This is a genomic window from candidate division KSB1 bacterium, assembly GCA_034506395.1.
In the GTDB taxonomy this organism is placed as follows: domain Bacteria; phylum Zhuqueibacterota; class Zhuqueibacteria; order Thermofontimicrobiales; family Thermofontimicrobiaceae; genus Thermofontimicrobium.
Map to the genome: position 1 here is coordinate 67,368 of JAPDPQ010000002.1, position 23,314 is coordinate 90,681.

Genomic DNA, 23,314 nt, shown 5'->3' on the forward strand with positions numbered 1-23,314 from the left:
CCGCAAGTTTTGAACATGATCTACGGGAGCAGCGGCTGAGATTTAGGGGATTTTGATTTGTATTAAAATTGTAGCGTTCATTGTTGCTGCCTTCTATTATTCTACTATGATGAAATTGAGTTAAAAAAAGCTGTTCAAATTCTCTTTGGTTTCACCAGGGAGAATAAATAAATCGGTGTGAGATGGGGGAGCTCATCCATGTGGCACTGCGATGTTAGCAGAAGATTTGCAATCACCATTTTCGGGATGCAGTTGGTATTAGGAATCACAAATGGATATGGCCAAACTGAAATTGCAAGTCCAATGACCAAGTTGACGCCTTCTGCGGCATTTTTGGGTGAATTTTATTATGAACGGGTGGGATATTACATGGAAAATGCCGGGGATGTCAACGGAGATGGGTGCGAGGACTTCCTGATCGGTACGTTTCATAATCGGGAAAATGGATATGATGCAGGAGCGGCTTACCTGATCCTGGGTAATAGAAATAATATCTGGGGGATGAAGCAGCGATTGAGGACCGCAGACGCTCGTTTTTTGGGGAAACATGAGTATGATGCGTTCGGATATTATGTTTCAGGCAATGGCGATGCGAATGGCGATGGCTATGATGATTTTTTGATTGGCGCGCCGGCTGGTAATGAATTGGGAGGGCCCAACCCCGGGTATGCGTTTCTGTTTTTGGGAAAAGCGACAGCGGATTGGGGTTTCGATTGCGTGGCGCGGGATGCCGCTGATGCCTACTGGATGGGAAGCCATGCTTACGATCATGTGGGCCAGGCTGTTGCCATGCTCGGTGACATCAATGGTGATGGTTTTGATGATTTTCTCATCGGCGCGCCATTGAACGATGACGGTTCGGAAGAGAGCGGGAAGGCCTATTTATTTTTAGGCAAGGCCTCTGGTTGGCGACGCGGCGCTGATATTGAAGCTGCTGCAAATGCCAGTTTCATCTGTCAATATTATAAAGCGTGGGCTGGCTATACAGTTTCTTCCGCTGGGGACATGAATGGGGATGGAATGGCTGATTTTTTAATTGGTGCGCCGTTTCTCGATCGATGGGGAGGCCGAGTTTACCTGTTTTTTGGCCGAAAAAAGGCCGATTGGGGTGCCAATTTCGATCTTGACCAAGCGGATGTAATTTTCCAAGGTGAAAACTACGGCGATAAAGCTGGCTGGAGCTTGGCTTCCGCTGGGGACGTCAATGGGGATGGCCTGAGCGATATCCTGATTGGAGCCTACGGAAATGATCACCAAGCAGCCCAAGCCGGAAAGGTTTATTTGATTCTGGGCCGAAAATCGAATTGGCAGCGGATCGTTCAACTGAACGAGGCAGAGGCCTCCTGGTATGGGGAAAGAATAGATGATCAAGCTGGCTGGAGTGCGGCAAGCGTCCCAGATCTAAATTATGATGGATGCGATGAAATATTGATCGGCGCGTGGCATAATGATCAAATCGGAGACAACTGCGGCAAAGCTTATTTGATCTATGGTAAGCCGAGCGGTTGGCAAACGGATCAAAGTTTGGCTGGAGTGACAGATTATTTTGTTGGTGAATATGATGGCGATTACGCTGGCTATTGTGTGACTGGCAACGATGCCAATGGCGATGGGCTGGGAGACATCTGGATTTCTGCAGCCTATAATAGCGATAGCCAGGAGCATGCGGGAAAGGTGTATTTGTTTTTAAGCGAACGCGATCGTTACGACATCAGTGGGCAAATCCGTTATTATAGCAACGGTGAACCAGTACCAGGGGTACAAATCAATATTTTGGGAGGCACCCGAAGCTGGCTCGTAAGTGATACCAATGGACTGTTTAGCCAGATATTGCCCCACCACATAGATTATTATTTCGTCCCATGCAAAGCATCTTACAGCGATTTGAATAGTGAGACCATTATCGCCTATGATGCTGCATTGACGCTGCAAGTTGCTGTCGAAAAATTGCCTTTGGATAGTTTGCAATGGCTGGCTGCCAATGCCGATCAAGACAGCTTCATCACCGCGTATGATGCAGCATTGATCGCGCGATACGTCGTTGGCTATCGAGATTCGAACTCGGCGGTTGGAAAATGGGTCTTTTCCCCGACACAACGCACCATTCACGATCTTGCCCAGGAACACCATCGATTAGATTTTTCCGCCATTGTGGTTGGCAATGTGCATGGCGGTTGGCAGCCATTCATGGGGGACTCCCTGCCGCGAACTTTGGCGAGCCTCCCATTGCCCCAAGCACAGCGCCAGGGCAAACGGGTAATCATCCCGTTCGAGATTGAACAGCCGATGGAGTTGTCTTCGCTAGAAATTCAATTAGCCTTGCCATCCGATCGGTTTTCCGTAGTAGATGTTCAGCTTGGTTCTATGTTAAGTCGTTTTCAATGGATTTGCAATCAACAAAAAAGCCAAATCAAATTAGTGCTATATTCTGCTCATCAAACCACAGCAATCGGTGAGCTGGTCAGTTTGGTACTTGAACCGGACAACGATAGCCCTGATTTCGATCATGTTGAATTGATAAAGTATCAAATCAATGACTTCCCTTCGGTTCGAGGCATGATTGAGCTTAGATCCCCGATTGAGCCCATGTCACCAAAAAATTTCGCTCTGCACCAGAACTACCCTAATCCATTCAATTCTGAAACAGCGATTCGACTATCTGTCTCTCGGAATTGTAAGATTCATTTGGCCATCTATAATTTGCGGGGCGATTTGGTGCGGCTACTGGAAGATAAGTCCCTAGCGCCAGGCAATTACCAGTTTGTCTGGAATGGAAGGGATCAAAATCAGATTCCACTTGCTTCTGGAGTCTATCTATGCCGGGCAATTGCAGGACAAGAACTACAGACGGTGAAACTCATAATGATTAAATAGCCAGATGTCGCCGGGCAAAAGAAGATATTTCCTGAATTCTATGGGAAAACACTTAAAAGTATGATATCTGGAAAAATTTTGGTTCGTAACTTAACTTGAGGATCGCATCATGTATGGCAGCAGAATTCTTATGATACTGTTATTTTGGGCTACCATAGCAGCGCCGCTATTGGCTGAAGTAACAGTGACTATTCCTGACACAACGGCGTATCCAGAAGATACTTTATTTGTTCCAATCAAATTATCCGACGTGACTGGTCTGGAAGTCTATTCCTATGAGTTTCGGATGAAATTTGATCCCAAAGTTGTTCAATTCATCCGCGTAGACTCGACCAAAACCCTGACTGAGACGTGGGGCAAAACCTGGCTCAATACCGAATCGGTCGGGGAAATCAGGGTGGGAAATTACAACGTGACGCCCCTCCAAAATGCTGGAGTGCTGATTTATCTTGGTTTTAAGATGTTGGGCAAAATTGATGATTCGAGCCAATTTGTCGCCCAGGATTTTACCTTTAATGCGGGTCAACCAACAGTCGAACTCAAAAATGGGTCGGTGAAAATCCTGCATCCTCCTATCAGCGTTCGATTTCGGTCCAATGTGGCAGTGACCATCAAAATTCTGCTCGACAGCCATGAAAAGAAGCTGCCCTTCGATACGAGCTGGGCATATGGCTCAAGTCATACGATCGGGACAATTTCTCCGCAGTACTTCTCTTCTGATACGCGTTATAGCTTTCAAAGCTGGAGCGATGGAAAAACAATGTCTCATACCGTTAGCCCAATTTCGGACACCACTTTTACGCTGTTCATGGATGAGGAATTCTTGCTAACGCTCCAATCGAGATATGGGACTCCGACCGGGGGAGGCTGGTACCTCCGCGGCAAAAACGCGACCTTTTCTGTCGATTCGGTGGCGCAACAAACCGATAGCACCCGCTACGTCTTTGCTCAATGGTCAGGGGTCGGAGCGAGCAGCTATAGCGGAACGCAACGCACAGTCACGATTATCATGAACAGCCCGGTAATAGAGAGCGCCCAATGGACTCAACAGTATTATTTAGCCATTCGATCGAATATTGGAACTCCGATTGGCCAAGGATGGCATAACCAGGGCGACGCGGTTACGATATCCATCGATTCTTTGGTTACGCCCATTGCTGGCACCCGCTATATTTTCAGTTCCTGGACAGGAATCGGATCTGGCAGTTACACCGGTGCTCAGCGGAAAGTATCGGTGACCATGCTCGCACCAATCGTTCAAAAAGCCAATTGGCAAACCGAGCATTACTTGAAAATCAAATCCTCACCAGAACAGATCGTTCAGTTCAAACAATCTGGCTGGTATGCGAAGAACAGTCTGGTATCGACCGATAAAGCGTTAGAAAGTGTAAGTTCTCCAGGAATAATTTATCGTTTCAAGCAATGGAAACTGGATCAGAAAGAGCTACCTGGGAATCCAATTCAAGTCACCATGGATACGTCGCACATAGCGGAAGCAGTCTACCAAATTGATAGCGTTTTGGTGAATATCACCACCTCCATTGGCACGGGCAGTTTCATTACCGTGGATGGCAATCGACATCCAGTGCCATATTGGGATTGGTGGCAATTTCAGTCGAGGCATCATATCGACATCGATTCCATTCAACTGGCAGCGAATCAGAAAACGCGATACGTATTCAAATCATGGAGTGATCGAGGGGCGCGAAATCATACTGTAGTCGCAGATACGGGGTTTCAATTAATTGCTGCTCTGGCTAGTCAGCACTTGCTCCGGATTGATACTCATCCTCCAGGGCTCATTCAATTTGCCGAAAATGGCTGGTATGATCAGGGGAGTTCGGTCAACATCCCGGCGGTTCCTTTGCAGTTCGATATCGGTCAGGAGAAGTTGAATTTTAAAGGATGGTACCTGGATCGACATTGGATCGGCGGGGAGCTCCGTCAAATTTTAATGGATCGACCCCATTCAGCCATTGCAGCTTACAAAGAGCTCCTATCAGTTAAAGGAAAAATTTTGAATCGCCGCGGTCAAATAGTGCCAAACATCAAAGTAATACTTTCTGGGGCTGCAGACGATACGGTGATCGTTGCAGATGGTGAATATGCGTTCGAAATGCTTTCTGTGGGAGTTTATCAGATTGCGCCGCAATCTGCTGGTTTTTGTTTCGAACCACCTGCGCGATCCTATCTGCCTTTATCCGAAAGCCTCTTCGAACAAAATTTTATTGCTATCGATACCTTAAAACCCCAGGTCCAGCTCATTTATCCCAATGGAGGGGAACGGCTGGTGGCAGCCTCGACTGATACCATCAAATGGCTGGCAGCCGACAATTTTGGGATCGATTCGATCCGCATAGATTTAAGCAGCGATCATGGGCAATCCTGGTTGAATATCATCAAATTCGATAGCTCAAAATTTTCAAGCTATGCCTGGACCATTCCGAATCTTTCCAGCGATCGTTGTCTCCTTCGCATCACGGTAAAAGATTTTGACACGAATGAGGCAGAAGACCTCAGCGATGGGATGTTTACCATCACGCCTAAATCGGCAGTGAATGATGACGGGAGCCTTGTGATACCCACAACCTTTGCGGTACACCAAAATTATCCCAATCCATTCAACAATGCAACTCAAATTCGCTTCCAACTGCCTGTTGCAGCTCAGGTTCAGATCAAAATTTTTAACACGAAGGGTCAAATGGTTGCTACCATAGTCGATCGAAATTTTGATGCTGGGTATCATCAAATTGATTGGAATGGGAGAGATCAATTTGGTCATGAGCTGTCATCGGGTATTTATTTCTATCAGATCCAAGCTGGGGAACAGGTTGTGATGCGCAGAATGGTATTATTACGCTGAGAGATGCCCTTAATTTTTGCTGAGCAATTGAATTGCAACTTTTGATTCCTATAGCGCAACTGCATCGATTCGAGTGAATCGGCAAAGAGCCGCTCTATGTAAGATATGAGCGGCTTCTTTGTTTCTATTCACCAAATATAAAAGGGATTGAACCGCCGATTCATTAGTGGCTGCTGTACCTCATAAAAATATCAAATATGGCAATTTTCTGCTTGCCTTTTAATGAAAAAATGCTATTTTCTAAATGAAATCACTATCGATGTTACTGCTCCGAGAAATTGTATCCTTCTTGAAATTGTTTGGACCAACTGCTGTATCATCCAGTAACTGGGGATAAAAATAATCCCATGAATCCCAAAACGAAATATGGCAGCTTTATTAATCACCCCAACGCTGCCATTCAATTTTAACTGGGAGGGCCAATCCATGAAAACTATCAAACACAAGCTAATTGGACTCGGGTTAATGATATTTGTATGCGTTCGTGCAATGGCTCAGACGGTAGAGGTATCAATCCCCGACCTGTCGGACAGCGCTGGTGCTGTGGTCAAGGTGCCAATTATGGTGAACGATGTGACTGGGTTGGGCGTGCTTTCTTATATGTGTGCCCTGACATTTGACCAGCGAGTATTAGATGCGAGAGGATATATCATTGCTGGTACACTTTCTGACGGCTGGGCCGCGTTTTTTGCCGATAGTTTAGGGAAAGCTCGGTTGGCGGCCGCAGGAACGAACGTAGCGGTTGGCAGCGGCGTGCTGGCCTATATTCAATTCGAGGTTGTTGGTGCCCCTGGGAGCAGGACCAATCTGGTTCTGACGGATTTCGTGTTTAATGAAGGATTTCCTCAGGCAACACTTCGCAACGGTTCATTCGAAGTGAGAGCCGTGAAAAACCGTCCGCCGAAGGCCGATGCCGGGGCTGATATTCTTGGGGTTCAGGCTGCCAGTTACGTGAAATTGGATGGTTCAAAATCATCTGATCCAGATGGCGATTCTCTGCGCTATTATTGGAGCAGCGCCAATCCTGACGTCATTATTGACACCTCGCCAGAAAATCCAGTCGCTGGTTTCCGTCCCCTGGAGATCGGTGAATACAAATTTCATTTAAAGGTAAGTGATGGTCGTGAGGAGAGCGCGCCAGATAGTGTCGTTGTCTCTGTAACGATCGAAGCGCCAGCGCCATTGGGCTATCGATTTGTGGATAACTTCGCGCAGCTCTTGGGGGCGCAGGGTGTTGTTGTGGATCCTGAAGGCAAAATATGGTCCGGCTCATATTATACAAGCCCCAGCTCTTATGTCCGGGTCTGGAATTCAGATGGAACTGTTCCCGAATGGGCGCCAGTCAAATCTGGCCGCGTCGGGAATGATGTGGTGAGCACCATGGGTAATTGCTATGGTTTAGCCATCGACAAAGAAGGGAATGTCTATTACAGCAATGCCACCGAGCATGTTGTGCTGAAGTTCGACTATCAGACTGGTGCGCCTCTGGGCGGGATTCGATTGTCCAAAGGGAGTCCCACAATGGGAGTCGACCATAACGGTTACCTTTATGTAGGGACCGTAGTCGGCGATACCGTATGGATTTATGATAAAGATTTTCATTTGATCAATCGGGTTTATGTGGAATATATCGGCCGGGAGGTGGAGGTCGCTCCCGATGGGAGCGTCATCTATGTGGGGCAGTTCGATGGCACCGTAAGACGATTTCAGGGCAGCCCGACGACTGGCTATCACCGCATCGAAGATCTTCCTGGACCATTTACAACTGCCGATGGGCCAGGGGTGACGAGCGATATCGGATTCGATATGCATGGTCGTCTTTGGGTGACCGAAGAACATACAACCTACCCTCAGCGCGATTTCATTCACATTTACAGCCCAGATCTCAAATTTCGCGAGAGCTTTACATATTCCGATGATCATCCCTGGGATCGGCCGCGCGGGGTGGGATTCGATCATAATTTAGGAGATTCGCTGATCTATATTGTGGATTTTGAGGCCAAAAATCCGTTCATCCAGCGCTGGGCGATCCCTGGCACCGAGCTCCCCCCAATATTTCATACCATTCGACAAGTGGCTGAGGTGGATGATAATGGATTTCCATCTTTATCGAACAAAAACGTCAAGGTTCGCGGCATCGTGACCGTGGCTGGGGAATTCGGGCCCTCTGGGCCGTCGTACCTTCAAGACGCAGCCGACAGTGCTGGCGTCGCTATCTACGATGCACGATCAATTCTGCCAGATTCTGTGAAAATAGGCGATGAAATCATGGTGGTAGGTAAAGTTGGTTTCTACAATGGGCTCACCGAAATCGATCCTGTCAAAGATTTTCGCATCCTATCGTCTGGGCATACCATCGTACCACGAAAAATCACTTGCGCCGATTTAGCTGAACGGGTTGGCGAGCGGTTTCAATCGCAATTGGTCATTATCGAACAGGTCCATACTAATGTGACGGTTTTTCCCAGCAACCAGAATGTCACCATTAGCGATCGGACCGGATTCGCTGTCATGAGGATCGATAAAGACACCGATATTCCTGGGGCTGAGGTTCGGGCAGACTCGTTCAGTGTGGTGGGCGTGATCACGCAATACGATCCGCAATCTCCCTACTGGGGAGGATATCAAATTATGCCGCGCTCCCGGCGCGATTTGGCCAAAGCGACGAATATTCAAATGCTCAGCGAACAATCTGTGCCGAAGCAATTCGCTCTGTATCAAAATTATCCCAATCCATTTAATGCCCAGACGATGATCAAATATGATCTGCCAAAAGATTGTCGCGCGACTCTGGAAATATTCAACGTACTGGGACAAAAGGTGAGAACCCTGGTTGATGGCTACCAGAAAGCCGGGACGAAAAGCGCATATTGGGACGGCCAAAATCAGAATGGTCATCGCGCCGCTGCTGGAACATACATTTATCTGCTAAGTGCTGGAGATTTTCAGCGATCGAGACGAATGATTTTGCTTCCATGATCAGAGGTCTCAAGCCCCATCGCCTGACCTGATGGGGCTTATTTTTCTCAGTGAAAAGGCTGGCTCGAAATCTATTTCAAATAAATTGGACATCAATCCAGCCGTGCGAAGATATTTTTTCCAGCCAACACTTGGCTGAATTTCTCATCCATTTAGTTTGAGCGTGTGCCTGCTTTTGTTCTGTCTAAATTAATCGTTAAAAATTAAAATTGATTTTGAGGTTGTGGTGCGTTGAAACATTCGCTTGGTCGGAAAAGATGCAACCTCGGTTTTGAAACGGCTATAATTCATCATGATGGAGCTACATTTCCACATTTTCGCATGATGGTCCTCGGGCCAAACCTATTTTCCTCGCTTCAATCAAAGTAAAAGCGCATGCCGATGGCCGCATTCATATTGAAATCCGTGGCTGGAATCAATTCGAGTATCGGGACAATTTCGATGAAAAGGTCGAGCGGGGCCTTGGCGAACTGGTAATTCAAGCCCAACGGAAAGCGGACGCCCAGCAGGCTTTCGAGCTCCAATTTAAGTCTCCCGCCGATGCCATAATAGACAGGGAGTTTCCCTTCGCTGACTTTGATCAAATGATAATCATGGAACAGAAAATCACCGTGGAGGTGAAAAGCATCTTCTCGGCCAAATGACCATGCCAATGCCCCATCCAGCGCTGTTGTCCGACCCGTCCAAAGTTTCGCCGACAAGCCCGTGGGCTCTCCCAAGATGACACCAATACCGAACACTCGTTGATTCTTTGCCCTTGCGATCAGGGGCAGAAGTGTCACAATCAGCATCAAGCAGAACGAATAAATCAACCTTCGTTTCATCATCGAATCTCCTCCTAATTCATTCCAATCCAATTCCGAACTCATTTTCAAAAACGAATAATGGTTTTATTATCTATTCGCATTTTTCACAGTCAAGGCAATACTAGATGAGTCGTAACCAGTCAATTCCACATAACCATGGCCATTGATCTGATCTCCCGAGGCGAAGCCTTCGATTTTCACTGCACCCTCCCAATAGCGGATTGAAAGTTTCAATTCCTGATCTGCGATAAAAGGCGTGATCACCAGACCTAATTGATGCTTCGGGATTTGAAGCCGCCAGCGCGATGGATAGCGACTGCCGTGAGGACTGGTCCAATGCTCGAGCACATTCAATTGGACATCTGATGGATTTAGCTCTTGACATATTCCGTTTTTATCGATCCAACTGCCACGGCTGAAGGGTCTAATAGATTCGTCTCGATTTCTAATCTGGTAATACATCACCTCGCGTCCGTCGGATAATTGGAGGGCGAACCAATCCCATCCTACTTGATCTGGCCCCAAGGCGCTAGTGCTCCACTCCCGATCGAGCCATGCCTCGCCCGTCACCTCAAAAAGCTGGCCTTTGACCCGAATTTGCCCGTCGGCCGACATCCGCGGGAGCGAATAATAGTAAGAGGCATTTCCTGGTTCAATTCCCTTGGGGCTCAAGCCTCGATCCCCATGTAACGCGACTGGCTTAAGGATGCTGAGCTCTAACTCGAGGGCAACAACCGCTTCAGCCGCCTGAATCTTCATGGTTGGAAAAGCGATCAGGCTATCCACTTCAATCGCACTCACGTACCAATCTTCGACCCAAACCTTAAAGGGTATTCCCTGAGCACCGGCCAAGCGATTTGCACCGCGACTGAACCGTTCAAAGGCATAGAATTTTTTCTCTGCCACATCGGTAATGGCAAAATGGGCCATGTAGATCTGATTGGTTGCCCAGGCAGAAGGGCGCGATGGGGACTTCGGCGCAATAGCGAAACGGAATATGGTGAATTGAAAGCCAAAATGTCGACCATTGATCGCTGTCAAATTTCCAGTATAGTACCACCATTCAGTTTGAAATTCAGGATGCGGTCCATGGTCTTGGGGAAAAATGAACGGCCGTGGTGCAAACGCTTGCGCATAGCCATCGGAATTCGGACGAGACATGAGATCAGTAACCAACAGCCCAGATTGGCCGTGCTGCAATTTCGCCTGCTTCTGGAAGATTAAGAAACTAACGATTGCTACTGCAACGGTTCCAACGAAAATCGAGATCAGCCTTATCATAAATCGTATCAATAGATGCTTGTCAACAAAATATGCTTCGTTCAGTTTCTGCAGATGAGGATAGCCTATTTTACCACTTGAATTACCACCCGTTCCAGGTTCAAGCTTATCATCATATCAAATTCGGATGAAAAAAATCACTTCGATTTTGTCCTATTTGAGCTATTCCCAAAGCGATTTGAGCAGAGAAAATCATCTAAAAATCTAACAAAGTGCAAAAACAGTTTGGATCAAGCCTAATTTGTCAGATGCATATTTTTTTCAAACGCATTTTAATTTATACCATTTCGTCAAATTATCTTCATTCACCTTACGTGTCATTTCGAGCAGAGCGAGAAATTTGTTTATTCCGAATCTATTTACCCATGGAGATTCCTCAGTTCGCTTCGCTCCATTCAAAATGAGACATCGTTTTCTAATCTGACTGAGTAGTATTAGCTAATGCTACAAAATGCGAAATTCACCCAAATTGTCTCATTCTTCCGAATGCAGGAGCCCTAAATCAAATAAAGCCGAAGATTCCTGTCCACCAGCCTGACTTTCGCGTCAACTGAAGGGAAGGAATCGGGAAAGATTATCCTGGCTAGCATCAGCCCGCTGGTCATTAGAATCAACTTCAGCTCAAAAAATGTTAAAACCGTTAAAACGGATTTAGCGATACAAGTTTGTTATTAATGATCGAAATCATTTGGGCGTTTATGACAAATTAACTATAGTTGCTGATCGCTTCAGCAGTGTTTGAAAAAATATCCTATGCAGATGCCAAATAGCCAGTTGGCGGATCGATCAGAATGACATGGCGCTCTTAATAGCGATTATGGCGAGCTGGCAAACGGCACGAAAAGATCTCCTATTTTTGACATTTTGCAAAAAGAACGAGTTCTCTGATTCAAGTGCTTTCATCAATGTGAATTCATTAACCAATCGCTCTCACGAAGTACTTTGATTATTGTCTCACTCCTCTCTTAGCGCCTGTGCTGGCGAGGTGCGTGCCATTTTGAGAGCGGGGTAGATGCCCGCAAGCAACGCCGCAAAGATGGCCAGAAGCATGGCCTGAAGCAATAGTTGCGGCAAAATTTCGAATTGGATGCTCCAACCAAAAGATCGCTCATTTACAACTTTAATGAGCACCATGGCGAGAATGTTTCCAATGGGCATGGCGATGAAACCGGCCATGAATCCCATCATGCTGGTCTGCAAAATCACCATGAGCCAGAGTTGTCTGGGGGTGAGCCCAATGGCACGCAATACACCGAATTCTCGGGCTCGTTCCAAATGAATGGCCATGAGGGCACTGAGCACACCGATGAATGCGACGATAATCGCTAATCCTTGCAGGACGTTGGTGATCAAAAATGTCCGATCGAACACCTCGACCGAGATATTCAAGAGCGAACGATTGGATTGGATGATAACCTCATCCTCAGGCTGAAGCAAAGAGCGAATCTGAGCGATCAGTCGGTCGATATCTGTGCCAGGAAATGCATAGACCAGAATCCCAGACAGCTGGTCGTCCTCCCAATATTTGCGATAAGTGTGATGGGCAATTGAAAAGAGCCCCTGATCTGTGCCGTAATCATAATATATCCCAGCGATCTGAAATTTGTGTTCGCCCCGATCGGTGGGCAAAGCAAACCAGTCACCCACTTGAAGATGGTGTCGGTAAGCAAACGGTTCAGAAATAATGGCTGCCTCCTCATTTTGATAAGCATTCCATACCTGCATTGGATCGCCAGCTTTGAAGCTGAAATTTCGATATCGATGGGCTCCTATTTTAGCGGTGAAAAGTACGATATTTCCATGTGATGTATTAATATGCCTCTCGCGGTAATAATTGACATATTGGACCTGGGGTAACTGGGCAATCTTGTCGCAGAGGATTGGGTCAAGATCGCCATATGCCTGGGTGGCGATGAGGCGCGGCGCGGCGATATAGATATCTGCTGATAAGATATGTTCTAGCCAATTGATCACAGTCGATCTGAAATTCTGGATCATCGTTCCTACCCCGATGGTAGTGGCGACTGCGATGCTGAGCGCGGCGAGGGCGACGGCAGTTCGGCTCATCTGGGAAATGATTGCTCTGAGAGATATGCGGCCGAAAAATCCCAGCAGCCTACCAAAAATTGGCGTAAAACCGCGCACCAACAGGATCATAATTGCAGGGGTGAGCAACGCCATCCCTAACACCAGAGGGACTATGCCGGCGTAGCTCAGCAAAACATGTCGGCTGGGGATAAATAGGATCGCCGATCCGATGGTGATGAATAAGATGGCCAGCCTGGTGAGGGTCGGGGTCTTTTTTTGCAATTGGGATTCTAAAGCCGACCGGCGCATGACCACATTCACTGGGGCTAAAGTTGCCTCGCGGGCGGGCTGAAGCGCTGCACCAAGCGTTGCGATGATCCCTAAGATTAGACCTTTGATGAGGCTCGAGATCGGCAGATCCACTGAAGTGACTGAGAGCACAAAATACAAGTCATTGATGCTCTGGGTGACCAATCGAACCATGCTGCGGCCCAGCACGACTCCAACGATCAAGCCCAACACTGTCCCAATCACTCCAACCAGAAATGCCTCGGCCAAGATCAGATGGAAGATCTCTTTACGTGTGACGCCGATGGAACGAATTAACCCAAGGTAGGTTCTTCGCTGCACGACCGAAAAGGTCATGGTATTGTAGATCAGAAACGTTCCGACAATGAGGGCTAACAGACTTAGCGCGGTGAGATTCAGGTTGAAGGCGCTGACCATTTGGGTTGCCGTTTGTGTCCGAGTTTCTGATGGCAGAATCTGGGCACCCAGCGGAAGAGCCCTGCTGATCTTTTTCAATACTGAATCCTGATCAACAATAAGCTCAATGCGGCTGAGCATTCCAGTCATGCCCAATAATTCCTGAGCAGTAGCGATATCAGATAAAATTAAGTTTTCCCAACTTTCTTGCTGGTGTTGATCTGCTGGGGTGACGACGCCAGAGATCACAGCCGATTTTTTTGCGCTGCCAACGCGGATCTGCAGCGTATCCCCTCTTTTCACTTTGAATTCCTTTGCTAACTGATCGGAAATCAACACTGCTCCAGAAGTCGTTAGCAATGAGATCAATTGGGTTTGCAATGGATTGGTGCCTAAGATAAAGTGGGGTCGAAAAGGGGGCTCGGCAAAGGGATCAATGCCAAGGAATCGCATTGGCCGGGGAGGATTATTGCCGATGACAACAAATTGTTCAATAATGGGAGCAATTGGTCGAATTCTCAGATCGATTCTCAGCCGAGTGTAAAGTGTATCAGGCAGTCCTATGCCGGCGGCGACGATTTGATGGGTTGCGTTGCCGGTAATTGTTTGCATCGAGATTTCGAAGGCACGTTTGGCGCTGCGGTTCGCCACATCGACCGAAACCACCACGGCAACACCGAGGATAATACCCACCACCGATAAAGCTACCTGCCAGGGATGACGAACATAATATCGCAGGCTGGAGCGCAATAAAATGTTGTTATTAAGCGGATGCATAACTATTAAAATGAACCAAGATGATTTTAAAGAAAAAACATTATATCGCTATAATGATCCTGCGCACAGATCCATTTGCCAAGACTAAGCGAACGACAAAGAAGGACTCTCCACCAGCTTGCCTTCTCGGATCGAAAAAATTCGATCGGCCATACCGATCAATTCGCGACTATGGGTTGCCATAATCAGAGTTTTTTGTTGCCGGCGCACCAATTTATCTAAAAGGGCGATCACCTGTGCGCCTGTTTCATAATCGAGATTGCCTGTGGGTTCATCAGCTAAAATGATGTCAGGATCATGAATGAGCGCTCGGGCAATGGCGACGCGTTGTTGCTCGCCCCCGGAAAGGCGATCTGGATAGCTTTTTGCGCGAGCTGGCAAACCGACATCTTCCAGCATTGCAATTACCCGTTCCCTGGCCAATCGTCCATTTTGCCCGTTCAATTCCAATGGCAATAGCAAATTTTCTTCCACGGTCAGCGTGGGGATCAAGTTGAAAAATTGAAAAATGAACCCAATATGTGCGCGTCGAAATAGCGTACGCTGTTGCTCGGGAAGTCGATTAAGGCTTTGATTCCTCAAAATTACTTCCCCTGATGTGGGCAGATCGATCCCGCTGATCAAATTGAGCAGTGTGGATTTGCCAGATCCGCTTTTGCCGAGCAAGATGATCAATTCCCCAGCTCGAATCGTGCAATTGACGTCATTGAGCACCGTTCGCTCGCAATCGACCTCGCGATAGATTTTGGTCAATTCTCGCAATTCAATGATACTGGATTCGAATGGCTGTTCTAAAAATCGTCGCATAGTTCTCCTTTTCAGAATTAAAGATGGGAAAACGATCAGATACGATGAAAGTTCCCAATCCACCAGAATGCTTAGGAAGGCTAAGGAATGGATATTGTATCTTGTGAACATATAGGAAGTAGTACCGAGCTAATCAACCAATTGGGTAGCAGATTGGATCTATCAATGATTTTAAGAAGGAAAAGGATCAATCTGCGATTGGAGGCGAATAAAAGCTGCAAATGAGACAGAGAGGATTCTGCGGTTGTTGAATGAGCGCGGCAAATTATTGAGTCATATTTGATGATTTCCCGCTTAAAATTCAGGTTGCCCAATGCGGGCCAAAGAAGGGAAACGGACAACCTGAATTCAATGTCGCGAGAAGAGCAGGAGCATGAAAATTCAATAATCGGACGCGATACTTAGTTTACTTGATAGAGCTCGGGGCGACGATGTTGAAAGATTGGCATCTTGTTGCGCACTGCCATCAGATTATCGCGGTTGATTTCGCCGATCAAAAGGGCTTCGCGATCCTCGGCGGCTGATGCGACAATCACGCCATAGGGATCGATGATGCGGCTGGAACCACAAAATGTTACCATCCCGTCGTTTCCAACCCGATTGGCGGCAATGAGATAAACTTGATTTTCTATCGCCCGAGCCCGGGTCAAGATATCCCAGTGGCCAACCCGAGGAAACGGCCAGGCAGAGCATAGCACCAGAACCTCTGCCCCTTTCAGCACCAATGATCGGCTGAGCTCTGGAAATCGAAGATCGTAACAGATCATGAATCCCCACGTCATACTGCCGATAGTAAAAAGCGATAGCGAATCGCCTGGTGAGATACAGCTATCTTCATCCAGCGGCGGATAAGCAGCCAAATGGGCTTTACGATATTTGCCAATAAATTCTCCTCGAGGACCAAAAGCGGCGATGGAATTGTAAATTCGTTCGCCTTCTTTTTCCGATATCCCAGCGATGACATGAATTTTGTGCTGTTCGGCAATGTTTTGGATGGTTTGAAATGGCGCATCATTCCAGGAGGATGCCTTTTCCCGAACCACTGACATTTCATACCCTGTATCAACCATTTCGGGGAAGACGATAACGTGACATCCTTTTTCGGCAGCATTTTGGGTAAGAGCGGCGATCTGCTCTAAATTGGACAGCGGATCTCCGAGCGAACATTTGATCTGAGCTACGGCAATTCTCATGATTGATTTCTCCTGTTTATGATCGAAGCGATCTCTATAAAGTTATGCAATTCCGCACTCAATAACAAGCATTAATTTTTTTCCTCAAGAAATTTGCCTTGATTTTTAGACTCTATTTATTTATTTTGGACTAAAAATCGAGCCACAAAAAATCAATCTGCGCAATTCATATCGAATTGCGCCTAAAAAGATTCATTATCAGCCAGCACAAAAGAGTCGATCAGCATTTCAGATCATTTTTATTGAATCTGATTGTGATGCTGAATTCTAAAAAATATGTTGGAGTGGGCGGATAAGCTTCTCGTCGGTTGATTGACTTTAAAATTGATTTAGTAGGAAATTTTTGCATTCGCAGCAGTGGCATTGTTTTTTTGCTCTTGGTTTCATATCAGAAATGGGTAGATATTCGAACCGTAGTAAAACCTATAAGGGATGTGATGAGTGATGGACAATGAGCAATACAAGGGCTATCGGGGACCAGCGCTGAGTACTTTGAAGAATTTTTCGGTTCAGGTATGGAGTGATGTGGAGGTAGAAACAACACGTGGGGAGTTTAAAGGAATTATTTTGCCACGGTCCGAGACCGCTGATGATCGGCATATCGTATTGAAATTGCGCAATGGTTATAATGTTGGTTTAGCGGTTGATACAATCACTGGAATGCGACAAACCGGGTATAAAAAGGCGAACTATAAAATTCCTGAAAAACAATTTCCGTACGATCCCAAAAAACCGCGGGTAAAATTGTTTGGCACTGGGGGGACCATTGCCAGTCGGCTGGATTATCGCACTGGCGCGGTAATCCCGGCGTTTTCACCTGGTGAACTGTACGGTTCGGTGCCTGAGTTAGCGGATATTTGTAACCTCGAGACCGAAAAACTTTATGGGGTATTCAGTGAAAACATGGGGCCTGAGCAATGGATTGGGACTGCGACGGCCATTGGACGGGAAATTGAAAAAGGGGTGAGCGGCATAGTGATTGGTCATGGGACTGATACGATGCATCACACTGCAGCGATCCTTTCATTTATGGTGCAAAACTCGCCGGTGCCAATCGTTATGGTGGGTTCGCAGCGCTCCAGCGATCGGCCTTCTTCGGATGCGGCGATCAATCTAATTAATGCGACGAAAACCGCGGCCGAAAGCGATATTGCTGAAGTGATGGTTTGCATGTTCGGGCCAACCAGTGATCAATATGATTTATTGCATCGAGGGACGCGAGTGCGTAAGATGCATTCCAGTTATAGATCCACTTTTCGCACCATCGGAGATATTCCGCTGGCCATGGTCAGCCGTGATTGGATCATCCCATTGCGAAACGATTACAAACGCCGTCGAAACGATAGAAACGTGGTTATCAATACTGCTTTCGAAGAAATGGTCTCTATCGTCTATTATTATCCCAATATGCGGCCCGATATCATTGAATCGTTGATCGACAACAATTACAAGGGCATCATTATAGCTGGGACTGGCTTGGGGCATGTGAATAAGCCGCTCTATCCCGCTCTTAAAAAAGCCCACCAAAAGGGTATAGCCATGTTTATGACAGTTCAAACTCTTTGGGGCTACGTCCAAATGTATGTCTATGACACCGGCCGCGACATCATGGAGTTGGGGGTGATTCCCGCAGCTAATATGTTGCCCGAGGTCGCCTATGTGAAATTGGGCTGGACATTGGGACAAACGACCGATCTGGAAAAAGTCAAGGAGATTATGCTGACCCCCATTGCAGGAGAAATTACGGAGCGCGAACCGCATAACGGCTATTTGATTTATCAAGGCGGAATCCCTGAGGTCGAGGAGTTCATCAGCAAATATTGGAAATAGCTCTCAAGCCGATGAAAGGCCCATTATTGATTGCGGACAGTTTCTGGGATCAAAGAACGAAGCAAGTAAAATTTTTCGGAGTTTTGGTAATCTGAATCCGAATAAATTTGAAAATGAATGACGGAAAGGATATTTATCCTGACGAGATGAAAAATTTTTTGTGAAGAAATCGTTGACAAAATATTTCTTATTTGGGAATGCCCTAATAGTTTTTTTCCAATATCATCATCTTATATTCATCCCGAAACCCCAGCCGTTTCAACAGGCCAGCGATCTCTGATGTCCTCACTGGTTGCCGGTCATAGAATTCGACTTTTATGGCGCGGATCCTGCGCCACCCTGCTGGATCATCCAATAATTGAGGGAGTAATGCAATAATAGTCTCCAAATCATTTGAAGACAGCTCCCGCAATGGGGTCAATTGTGCACCTTTAGATTCAATCGCCATTATTGGCAGACCAGCTTTGATGATCAAATAATTGTTTGGATGACGGAGCAATCGCCAATCTGGTTGCCGAGGATGGATGACGGGAAGGGGTGATGCTGCTCCATAGAGATTGGCTGGATCACAGCTATTGATTAAGATCGGGCGCTCGTCGCCTTCTATCTCGGCAGATGGCCTGTGAGTTAAGTATATGAGTGCATCGGCAGCTTTCGGCAACGCGAACTGCAAGCCAGAAAAACTTTTGACGAAGTAGCCACGTCGGATTTCGCCGCGCCATTCTAATCGCACCAATGCCTCATAAATTGACCGCCAAGGAATTGGCCAGCGCTCTAGATCATAAATCTCCCGGCAGATGAGACCATAACGTCGGAGGATCTGATTGATCAAAGCCTCAATTTGATCCCCGGTCACGTTCTCGGGGCTCATCATTGCTGGCAATTGCCACCATCGGCCAGCACCAGGCAGCGGTCGATAGCGCTCATGGCGCCGATAATGACGATAACTAAGTCTTATTCCAGTCGTTTCGATCACTTGTTCAAGTGAGTAAGTTGGTTTATCGGCACGGATAACGGCGAAGCTATCATTGCTGACTTCACCCCGCCAGATCAATTCCCAGAGACCCGCCGCACAAGCAGACGGCGGTAACCCGGTTGCTAACGATAGATCATTCACAAAGCATGCGCCTTGGGTCTGGAGCGCGCTTCGAAGTTTCTCAATCAATTCTTCTGCACTATTGTCCTTTGCCTGGGGAATTGCATCCTTAAATCGGTATCGAAAATACGAGAGATCGCTTCGAAACGCAAATGCGATATCTCCCTTATTGCTTGTCGAAGAAGATGAGCCATACCAGGTGATCTCGCCTTGCCGACACAATTCATCCAGCCATGCGGGCTGATAAACTTCCATTCTTTTGGCGAATATTTCTGTCTCCCAGAGCTCTGCTGGCAAGCGTAAACCTTGGAATTGTTCGATCAATTGCAACAGCCCTTGCAAACCAAAGCATTTTGTTTCTGGCGTTCGATGTTGCCAGCGCAATAGCCATTGCACATATTGGGTCACGTCGCAGGGTTGAACCTGGTGACGTTGCTGGCGCAACGTCAGGCGTCGTGCTTGTGCAACGGTTTCGCTTGTCGCCCATTGAAGCTGATCCTCAGATTCACCGATCTTCAGCGCAACATATTTTCCAGCTGCTTTTTGTTCCTCGAGCCACTGTTCCACCATCGGCCGATCGATTGGGTAACGGGCAACCATATCGGCGAGCGGGACTCCAGCATGATTGGCAACGTAGCGCTCAAGGATCAACTTTTGGGCCTCAGCTTGAGGCCGGCTTTGAGACGCGATTTCTGCTGGTAAGATCTCATCGGATGGCAAGGATTCAAGTTCATCATCGCCCAATTTGAAATAAATTTTTTGGAAGCTCCTGGGGGAAGTCACAGGGGCATTTGGATCTGCGAAGGCTGACCGATATAAAGGGAAATCCTCTGGGGCGATCCACCGCCAATTTTGATGAACTCCGTCGATGAAGACGCAGAACGCTCGTCGCTCTGCCACTAAGGTTTGCATTAGCGATTTCGCATCCCCAGCAACTCGTTGTTCGATCTCTTCTTCAGTTAAATCACCAATCCGATGGAGCAGATCGACCAGTTCACTTGCAGTCCTGGCGCGATAGCCATCGGCTCGACCTTGCATTCGCTGCTCGATCTCATTGATGGCGTCTTGATGCAGTAGCAGATGCACCGCTTCAGATGATGTCAATTCTTCAATAAAGTCCTTCTCAACCGCGATGTCGCTGGTATCGCTTGGTTTCGGCTCATCGTATTCATACATGTAGCTGGCCATGAAGTCCAATAAGAGTGTTGCGGCAAATGGGGACGGCGTCGTAGCTGCACGGATCACAAATTTGACTTCACCCGACTCGATGCGAGTGAGGAGTTCCTTCAGCTCATCCATTGCCAGAAAGTCCTGGAGCGATTCCCGATAGGTTTCCACAACAATTGGAAAATTGGGAAATTGATGAGCGACCTCTAACAGGTCCCGAGAGCGCATGCGCTGTAACCACAGCGGAGAGCGCTTTCCCGGTTTGGGCCGGGGGATGAGCATCGCCCGATTGGCATTATGTCGAAATCGAATACCAAAAAAGGCGGAATCGGCCAACTCGGCAATCACTAAATCGGAGATGTTCTGGGGGGTAACGCTTTTGATGATCTCAATTGCGCGTTGGACGTGTTCGATGGGATAGCGAATCACAATTCCTCCGTCGGAGTGGAGCGATTCGGGTGCGATATTCAATCGCTTTTTAAACTGGGCGATTATAGCCAATTTCCAAGGCAGATGAACCCGGCCGCCATAAGGCGAGAGGATGACGATCCTCGGATCCCCCAATTCGTCCTGAAAACTCTCGATCAAAATGGTTCGATCATCTGGAATCACCCCTGCTATCTGTTTTTGATCCTTAAAATACTGATAAAGGTTACTGGCTGCCAGTTCATCCAGAGGGAAATTCTCCATCAGCCATTTTAGGCAATGAGGATCTTCGAGCCGATCTGCCATTTCGCGACAAAATTGACCATACCTTCGGGACAAATGAGCCGAGCGATTCATGAATTCGCCTCTCCAAAACGGCATTCGGGCCATAGCATCGCGAGCAGGGGCAACGAGAACTCGGTCATGGGTGATCTCTTTGATCCGCCATTGACTGCTTCCCAGCGCAATGACCTCGCCGACTCTTCGCTCGAACACGAATTCCTCCTCCAATTCTCCGAGCCGAGTCACGCCATCTTCCAGATAACAGCCGTATTGGCCTGTATCGGGAATTGCACCGCCGCCCAAAATCGCTGCCCGCTGTGTTCCCGGCAAAGCGTAAAGCATTCGATTCACCCGATCCCATGAAACGCGTGGCTTTAAGTCGCGAAATACCTCCGATGGATAGCGGCCGGAGACCATCTCCACCACGCTCAGAAAATGCGATTTCGGCAATGCTTGAAAAGGATAAGCCTGTCGAACCAGATCGTAAAGTTGATCTACTGACCAGGGCTTCATGGCGACCATGGCGATAATTTGCTGTGCTAAAATATCCAGGCAGTTTTTGGGAATTTTGATTGGTGACACATCGGCTCGCAGCATAGCGCCGGCGATCACGGTCATTTCGAGCAGATCTGAGCGCATCTTGGGAATCAACCGACCTTTGCTTGCCATCTGATATAGATGGCCGGCGCGTCCTACTCGCTGGAGAGCTCGAGCCACATCTTTTGGCGACTCCACCTGACAGACCAGATCGATGGCGCCCATATCGATCCCTAGCTCCAGGGTGGCAGTTGCTACCAGTGCGGTCAGCTTGCCCTGTTTGAGTTGCTCTTCAATTTCTCGGCGCATCTCCTTTGACACGCTGCCATGATGGGCTTTCACCAATTCAAACCCCGCCCGCTCATTTAGCGCTGCCGTCACCCGTTCTGCGGCCGCTCGATTATTGACAAAGATCAAAGTCGATCGATGCTTTTGGATCAATTCCAGAAGCTTTTGATAAATTTCAGGCCAGATGGTATTCTCTGGAAGTTCTCGAAAATCTTCTACCGGGCTGATGATTTTTAAATCCAAGTTCTTTCGCATTCCAGCATCCACAATCGTGACTTGCCGAGGCTTCAAAATTGCCACCCCGTTCTGATACTCGAGATCATTCCCGACCAAAAAGCGGCCGATCTCATCCAAAGGCTGCTGGGTTGCAGAGAGGCCAATCCGAACAAAAGGCTGCATTACGATATGCTGCAGTCGCTCTAATAGCAAAGCGAGAAAAGTGCCCCGCTTATTGTCCGAGATCGCATGAATCTCATCGACGATCACATATTTCACAGATCGAAGGATTCGCTGGGCGCGATGCGAGGTCAAAAGTAGATGCAACGATTCTGGGGTGGTAATTAATATGTGCGGCGGGAAACGCAAGGCCAACTCGCGCTCCTGCTGAGGAGTGTCTCCAGTTCGAACTGCTACTCGAATCTCTGGAATGGTTGTTTTCAATTCCCTGGACTTTTCCTGAATTCCAGCCAAAGGCGATACCAAGTTTCTCTCGATATCATAATTGAGCGCTTTCAAAGGAGAGATATACAGGGTATGCACACCCATCGGCGGTTCGTTGGAAAGCAGCTTTTTTAATAAGTCATCGATGCACACCAGAAAAGCCGCCAGTGTTTTGCCCGAGCCGGTTGGAGCTAAAATGAGCGTATTTTCGCCGCGGGAAATTGGTGGCCAACCCTGCATTTGAGGAGGGGTTGGTTCTCTAAATCGCTCATTAAACCATAGCTGGATGATCGGATGAAAAAGCCCCAAAGAATTTTCTCCATTAAGCATAACCAAATTGATAAAATAATCAACTTTTCAATTCGGGGAAAAAGCAGCCTTAAAAAAGAATAATTCTCGATGAAGATTTCTGCTCAAAAACTTTTCACTCAATTGCAACTGACCCGATTTATTTTTCAAATCATTAAAGAAACAATTTGGCAATCCGATTGGACGTTTCAAAAAGTATAAAGGTTGTTTTGAACTGGATTGTCCCATGGCAATAGCAACCGGGATCTGGACAAATCCTTCAATCCAATCAAATGACGATTTTCCTGAACTGAGATTTCATTCACCCCAAGCTGGTTCTGAAAACCCAGGATCAGCTTAGCGAGCACTAAGTGAAAGCAACGATCCATGCCCCGAAATAGAGAACAATTGTCTCCATTGAGGGCAA

Annotated in this window: 10 protein-coding genes; 4 read left to right on the forward strand and 6 right to left on the reverse strand. The window is 47.3% G+C overall.

Annotated elements, in window-relative coordinates; genetic code table 11:
• The first annotated feature begins 303 nt into the window (after positions 1-303).
• The 3 genes from ONB37_01715 (at position 304) to ONB37_01725 (ending at position 8,716) form a co-directional block, all read left to right on the forward strand.
• Positions 304-2,874 carry an FG-GAP-like repeat-containing protein gene (locus ONB37_01715; protein MDZ7398858.1) on the forward strand — a complete coding sequence of 857 codons (2,571 nt, stop codon included), beginning with the start codon at positions 304-306 and terminating at the stop codon, positions 2,872-2,874.
• A gap of 130 nt (positions 2,875-3,004) precedes the next feature.
• Positions 3,005-5,737 (forward strand): cohesin domain-containing protein, encoded by a 2,733-nt coding sequence (locus ONB37_01720; GenBank protein ID MDZ7398859.1) that lies wholly within the window; start codon positions 3,005-3,007, stop codon positions 5,735-5,737.
• 426 nt (positions 5,738-6,163) lie between these two features.
• The gene (locus ONB37_01725) at positions 6,164-8,716 is read left to right on the forward strand and encodes a T9SS type A sorting domain-containing protein (protein MDZ7398860.1); all 2,553 of its coding nucleotides are present in this window, start codon (positions 6,164-6,166) and stop codon (positions 8,714-8,716) included.
• Positions 8,717-9,072: 356 nt separating this feature from the next.
• On the opposite strand, the gene ONB37_01730 is transcribed toward ONB37_01725, so the two are convergent.
• The 5 genes from ONB37_01730 to ONB37_01750 form a co-directional block, all read right to left on the reverse strand.
• Entirely contained in the window at positions 9,073-9,543 is a 471-nt protein-coding gene (locus ONB37_01730) for a hypothetical protein (GenBank protein MDZ7398861.1), read from the reverse strand.
• A gap of 66 nt (positions 9,544-9,609) precedes the next feature.
• Positions 9,610-10,803, reverse strand: coding sequence for a carotenoid 1,2-hydratase (locus tag ONB37_01735; protein ID MDZ7398862.1), 1,194 nt, complete (start codon positions 10,801-10,803; stop codon positions 9,610-9,612).
• Between the two features lie 954 nt (positions 10,804-11,757).
• Positions 11,758-14,313 (reverse strand): ABC transporter permease, encoded by a 2,556-nt coding sequence (locus ONB37_01740; protein ID MDZ7398863.1) that lies wholly within the window; start codon positions 14,311-14,313, stop codon positions 11,758-11,760.
• Positions 14,314-14,397: 84 nt separating this feature from the next.
• Positions 14,398-15,120, reverse strand: coding sequence for an ABC transporter ATP-binding protein (locus tag ONB37_01745; GenBank protein MDZ7398864.1), 723 nt, complete (start codon positions 15,118-15,120; stop codon positions 14,398-14,400).
• A 401-nt stretch (positions 15,121-15,521) separates the two neighbouring features.
• Positions 15,522-16,313, reverse strand: coding sequence for a carbon-nitrogen family hydrolase (locus ONB37_01750; protein MDZ7398865.1), 792 nt, complete (start codon positions 16,311-16,313; stop codon positions 15,522-15,524).
• Positions 16,314-16,757: 444 nt separating this feature from the next.
• On the opposite strand from ONB37_01750, the gene gatD reads away from it, so the two are divergent.
• Complete coding sequence (gene gatD / locus ONB37_01755; protein ID MDZ7398866.1) at positions 16,758-18,143, forward strand: Glu-tRNA(Gln) amidotransferase subunit GatD; 1,386 nt, start codon at positions 16,758-16,760, stop codon at positions 18,141-18,143.
• A gap of 202 nt (positions 18,144-18,345) precedes the next feature.
• Here the strand turns inward: gatD and ONB37_01760 are convergent, their stop codons facing one another.
• A complete protein-coding gene (locus tag ONB37_01760) occupies positions 18,346-22,908 on the reverse strand; it encodes a DEAD/DEAH box helicase (protein MDZ7398867.1) in 4,563 nt (1,520 codons plus the stop codon).
• Between the last annotated feature and the right edge of the window lie 406 nt (positions 22,909-23,314).

What these genes read in the sequence shown, in the direction of transcription:
- ONB37_01715 (MDZ7398858.1), top strand. Translation starts at nt 304, where the DNA reads ATGACCAAGTTGACGCCTTCTGCGGCATTTTTGGGTGAATTTTATTAT.
- ONB37_01720 (MDZ7398859.1), top strand. Translation starts at nt 3,005, where the DNA reads ATGATACTGTTATTTTGGGCTACCATAGCAGCGCCGCTATTGGCTGAA.
- ONB37_01725 (MDZ7398860.1), top strand. Translation starts at nt 6,164, where the DNA reads ATGAAAACTATCAAACACAAGCTAATTGGACTCGGGTTAATGATATTT.
- ONB37_01730 (MDZ7398861.1), bottom strand. Translation starts at nt 9,543, where the DNA reads ATGATGAAACGAAGGTTGATTTATTCGTTCTGCTTGATGCTGATTGTG.
- ONB37_01735 (MDZ7398862.1), bottom strand. Translation starts at nt 10,803, where the DNA reads ATGATAAGGCTGATCTCGATTTTCGTTGGAACCGTTGCAGTAGCAATC.
- ONB37_01740 (MDZ7398863.1), bottom strand. Translation starts at nt 14,313, where the DNA reads ATGCATCCGCTTAATAACAACATTTTATTGCGCTCCAGCCTGCGATAT.
- ONB37_01745 (MDZ7398864.1), bottom strand. Translation starts at nt 15,120, where the DNA reads ATGCGACGATTTTTAGAACAGCCATTCGAATCCAGTATCATTGAATTG.
- ONB37_01750 (MDZ7398865.1), bottom strand. Translation starts at nt 16,313, where the DNA reads ATGAGAATTGCCGTAGCTCAGATCAAATGTTCGCTCGGAGATCCGCTG.
- gatD (MDZ7398866.1), top strand. Translation starts at nt 16,758, where the DNA reads ATGGACAATGAGCAATACAAGGGCTATCGGGGACCAGCGCTGAGTACT.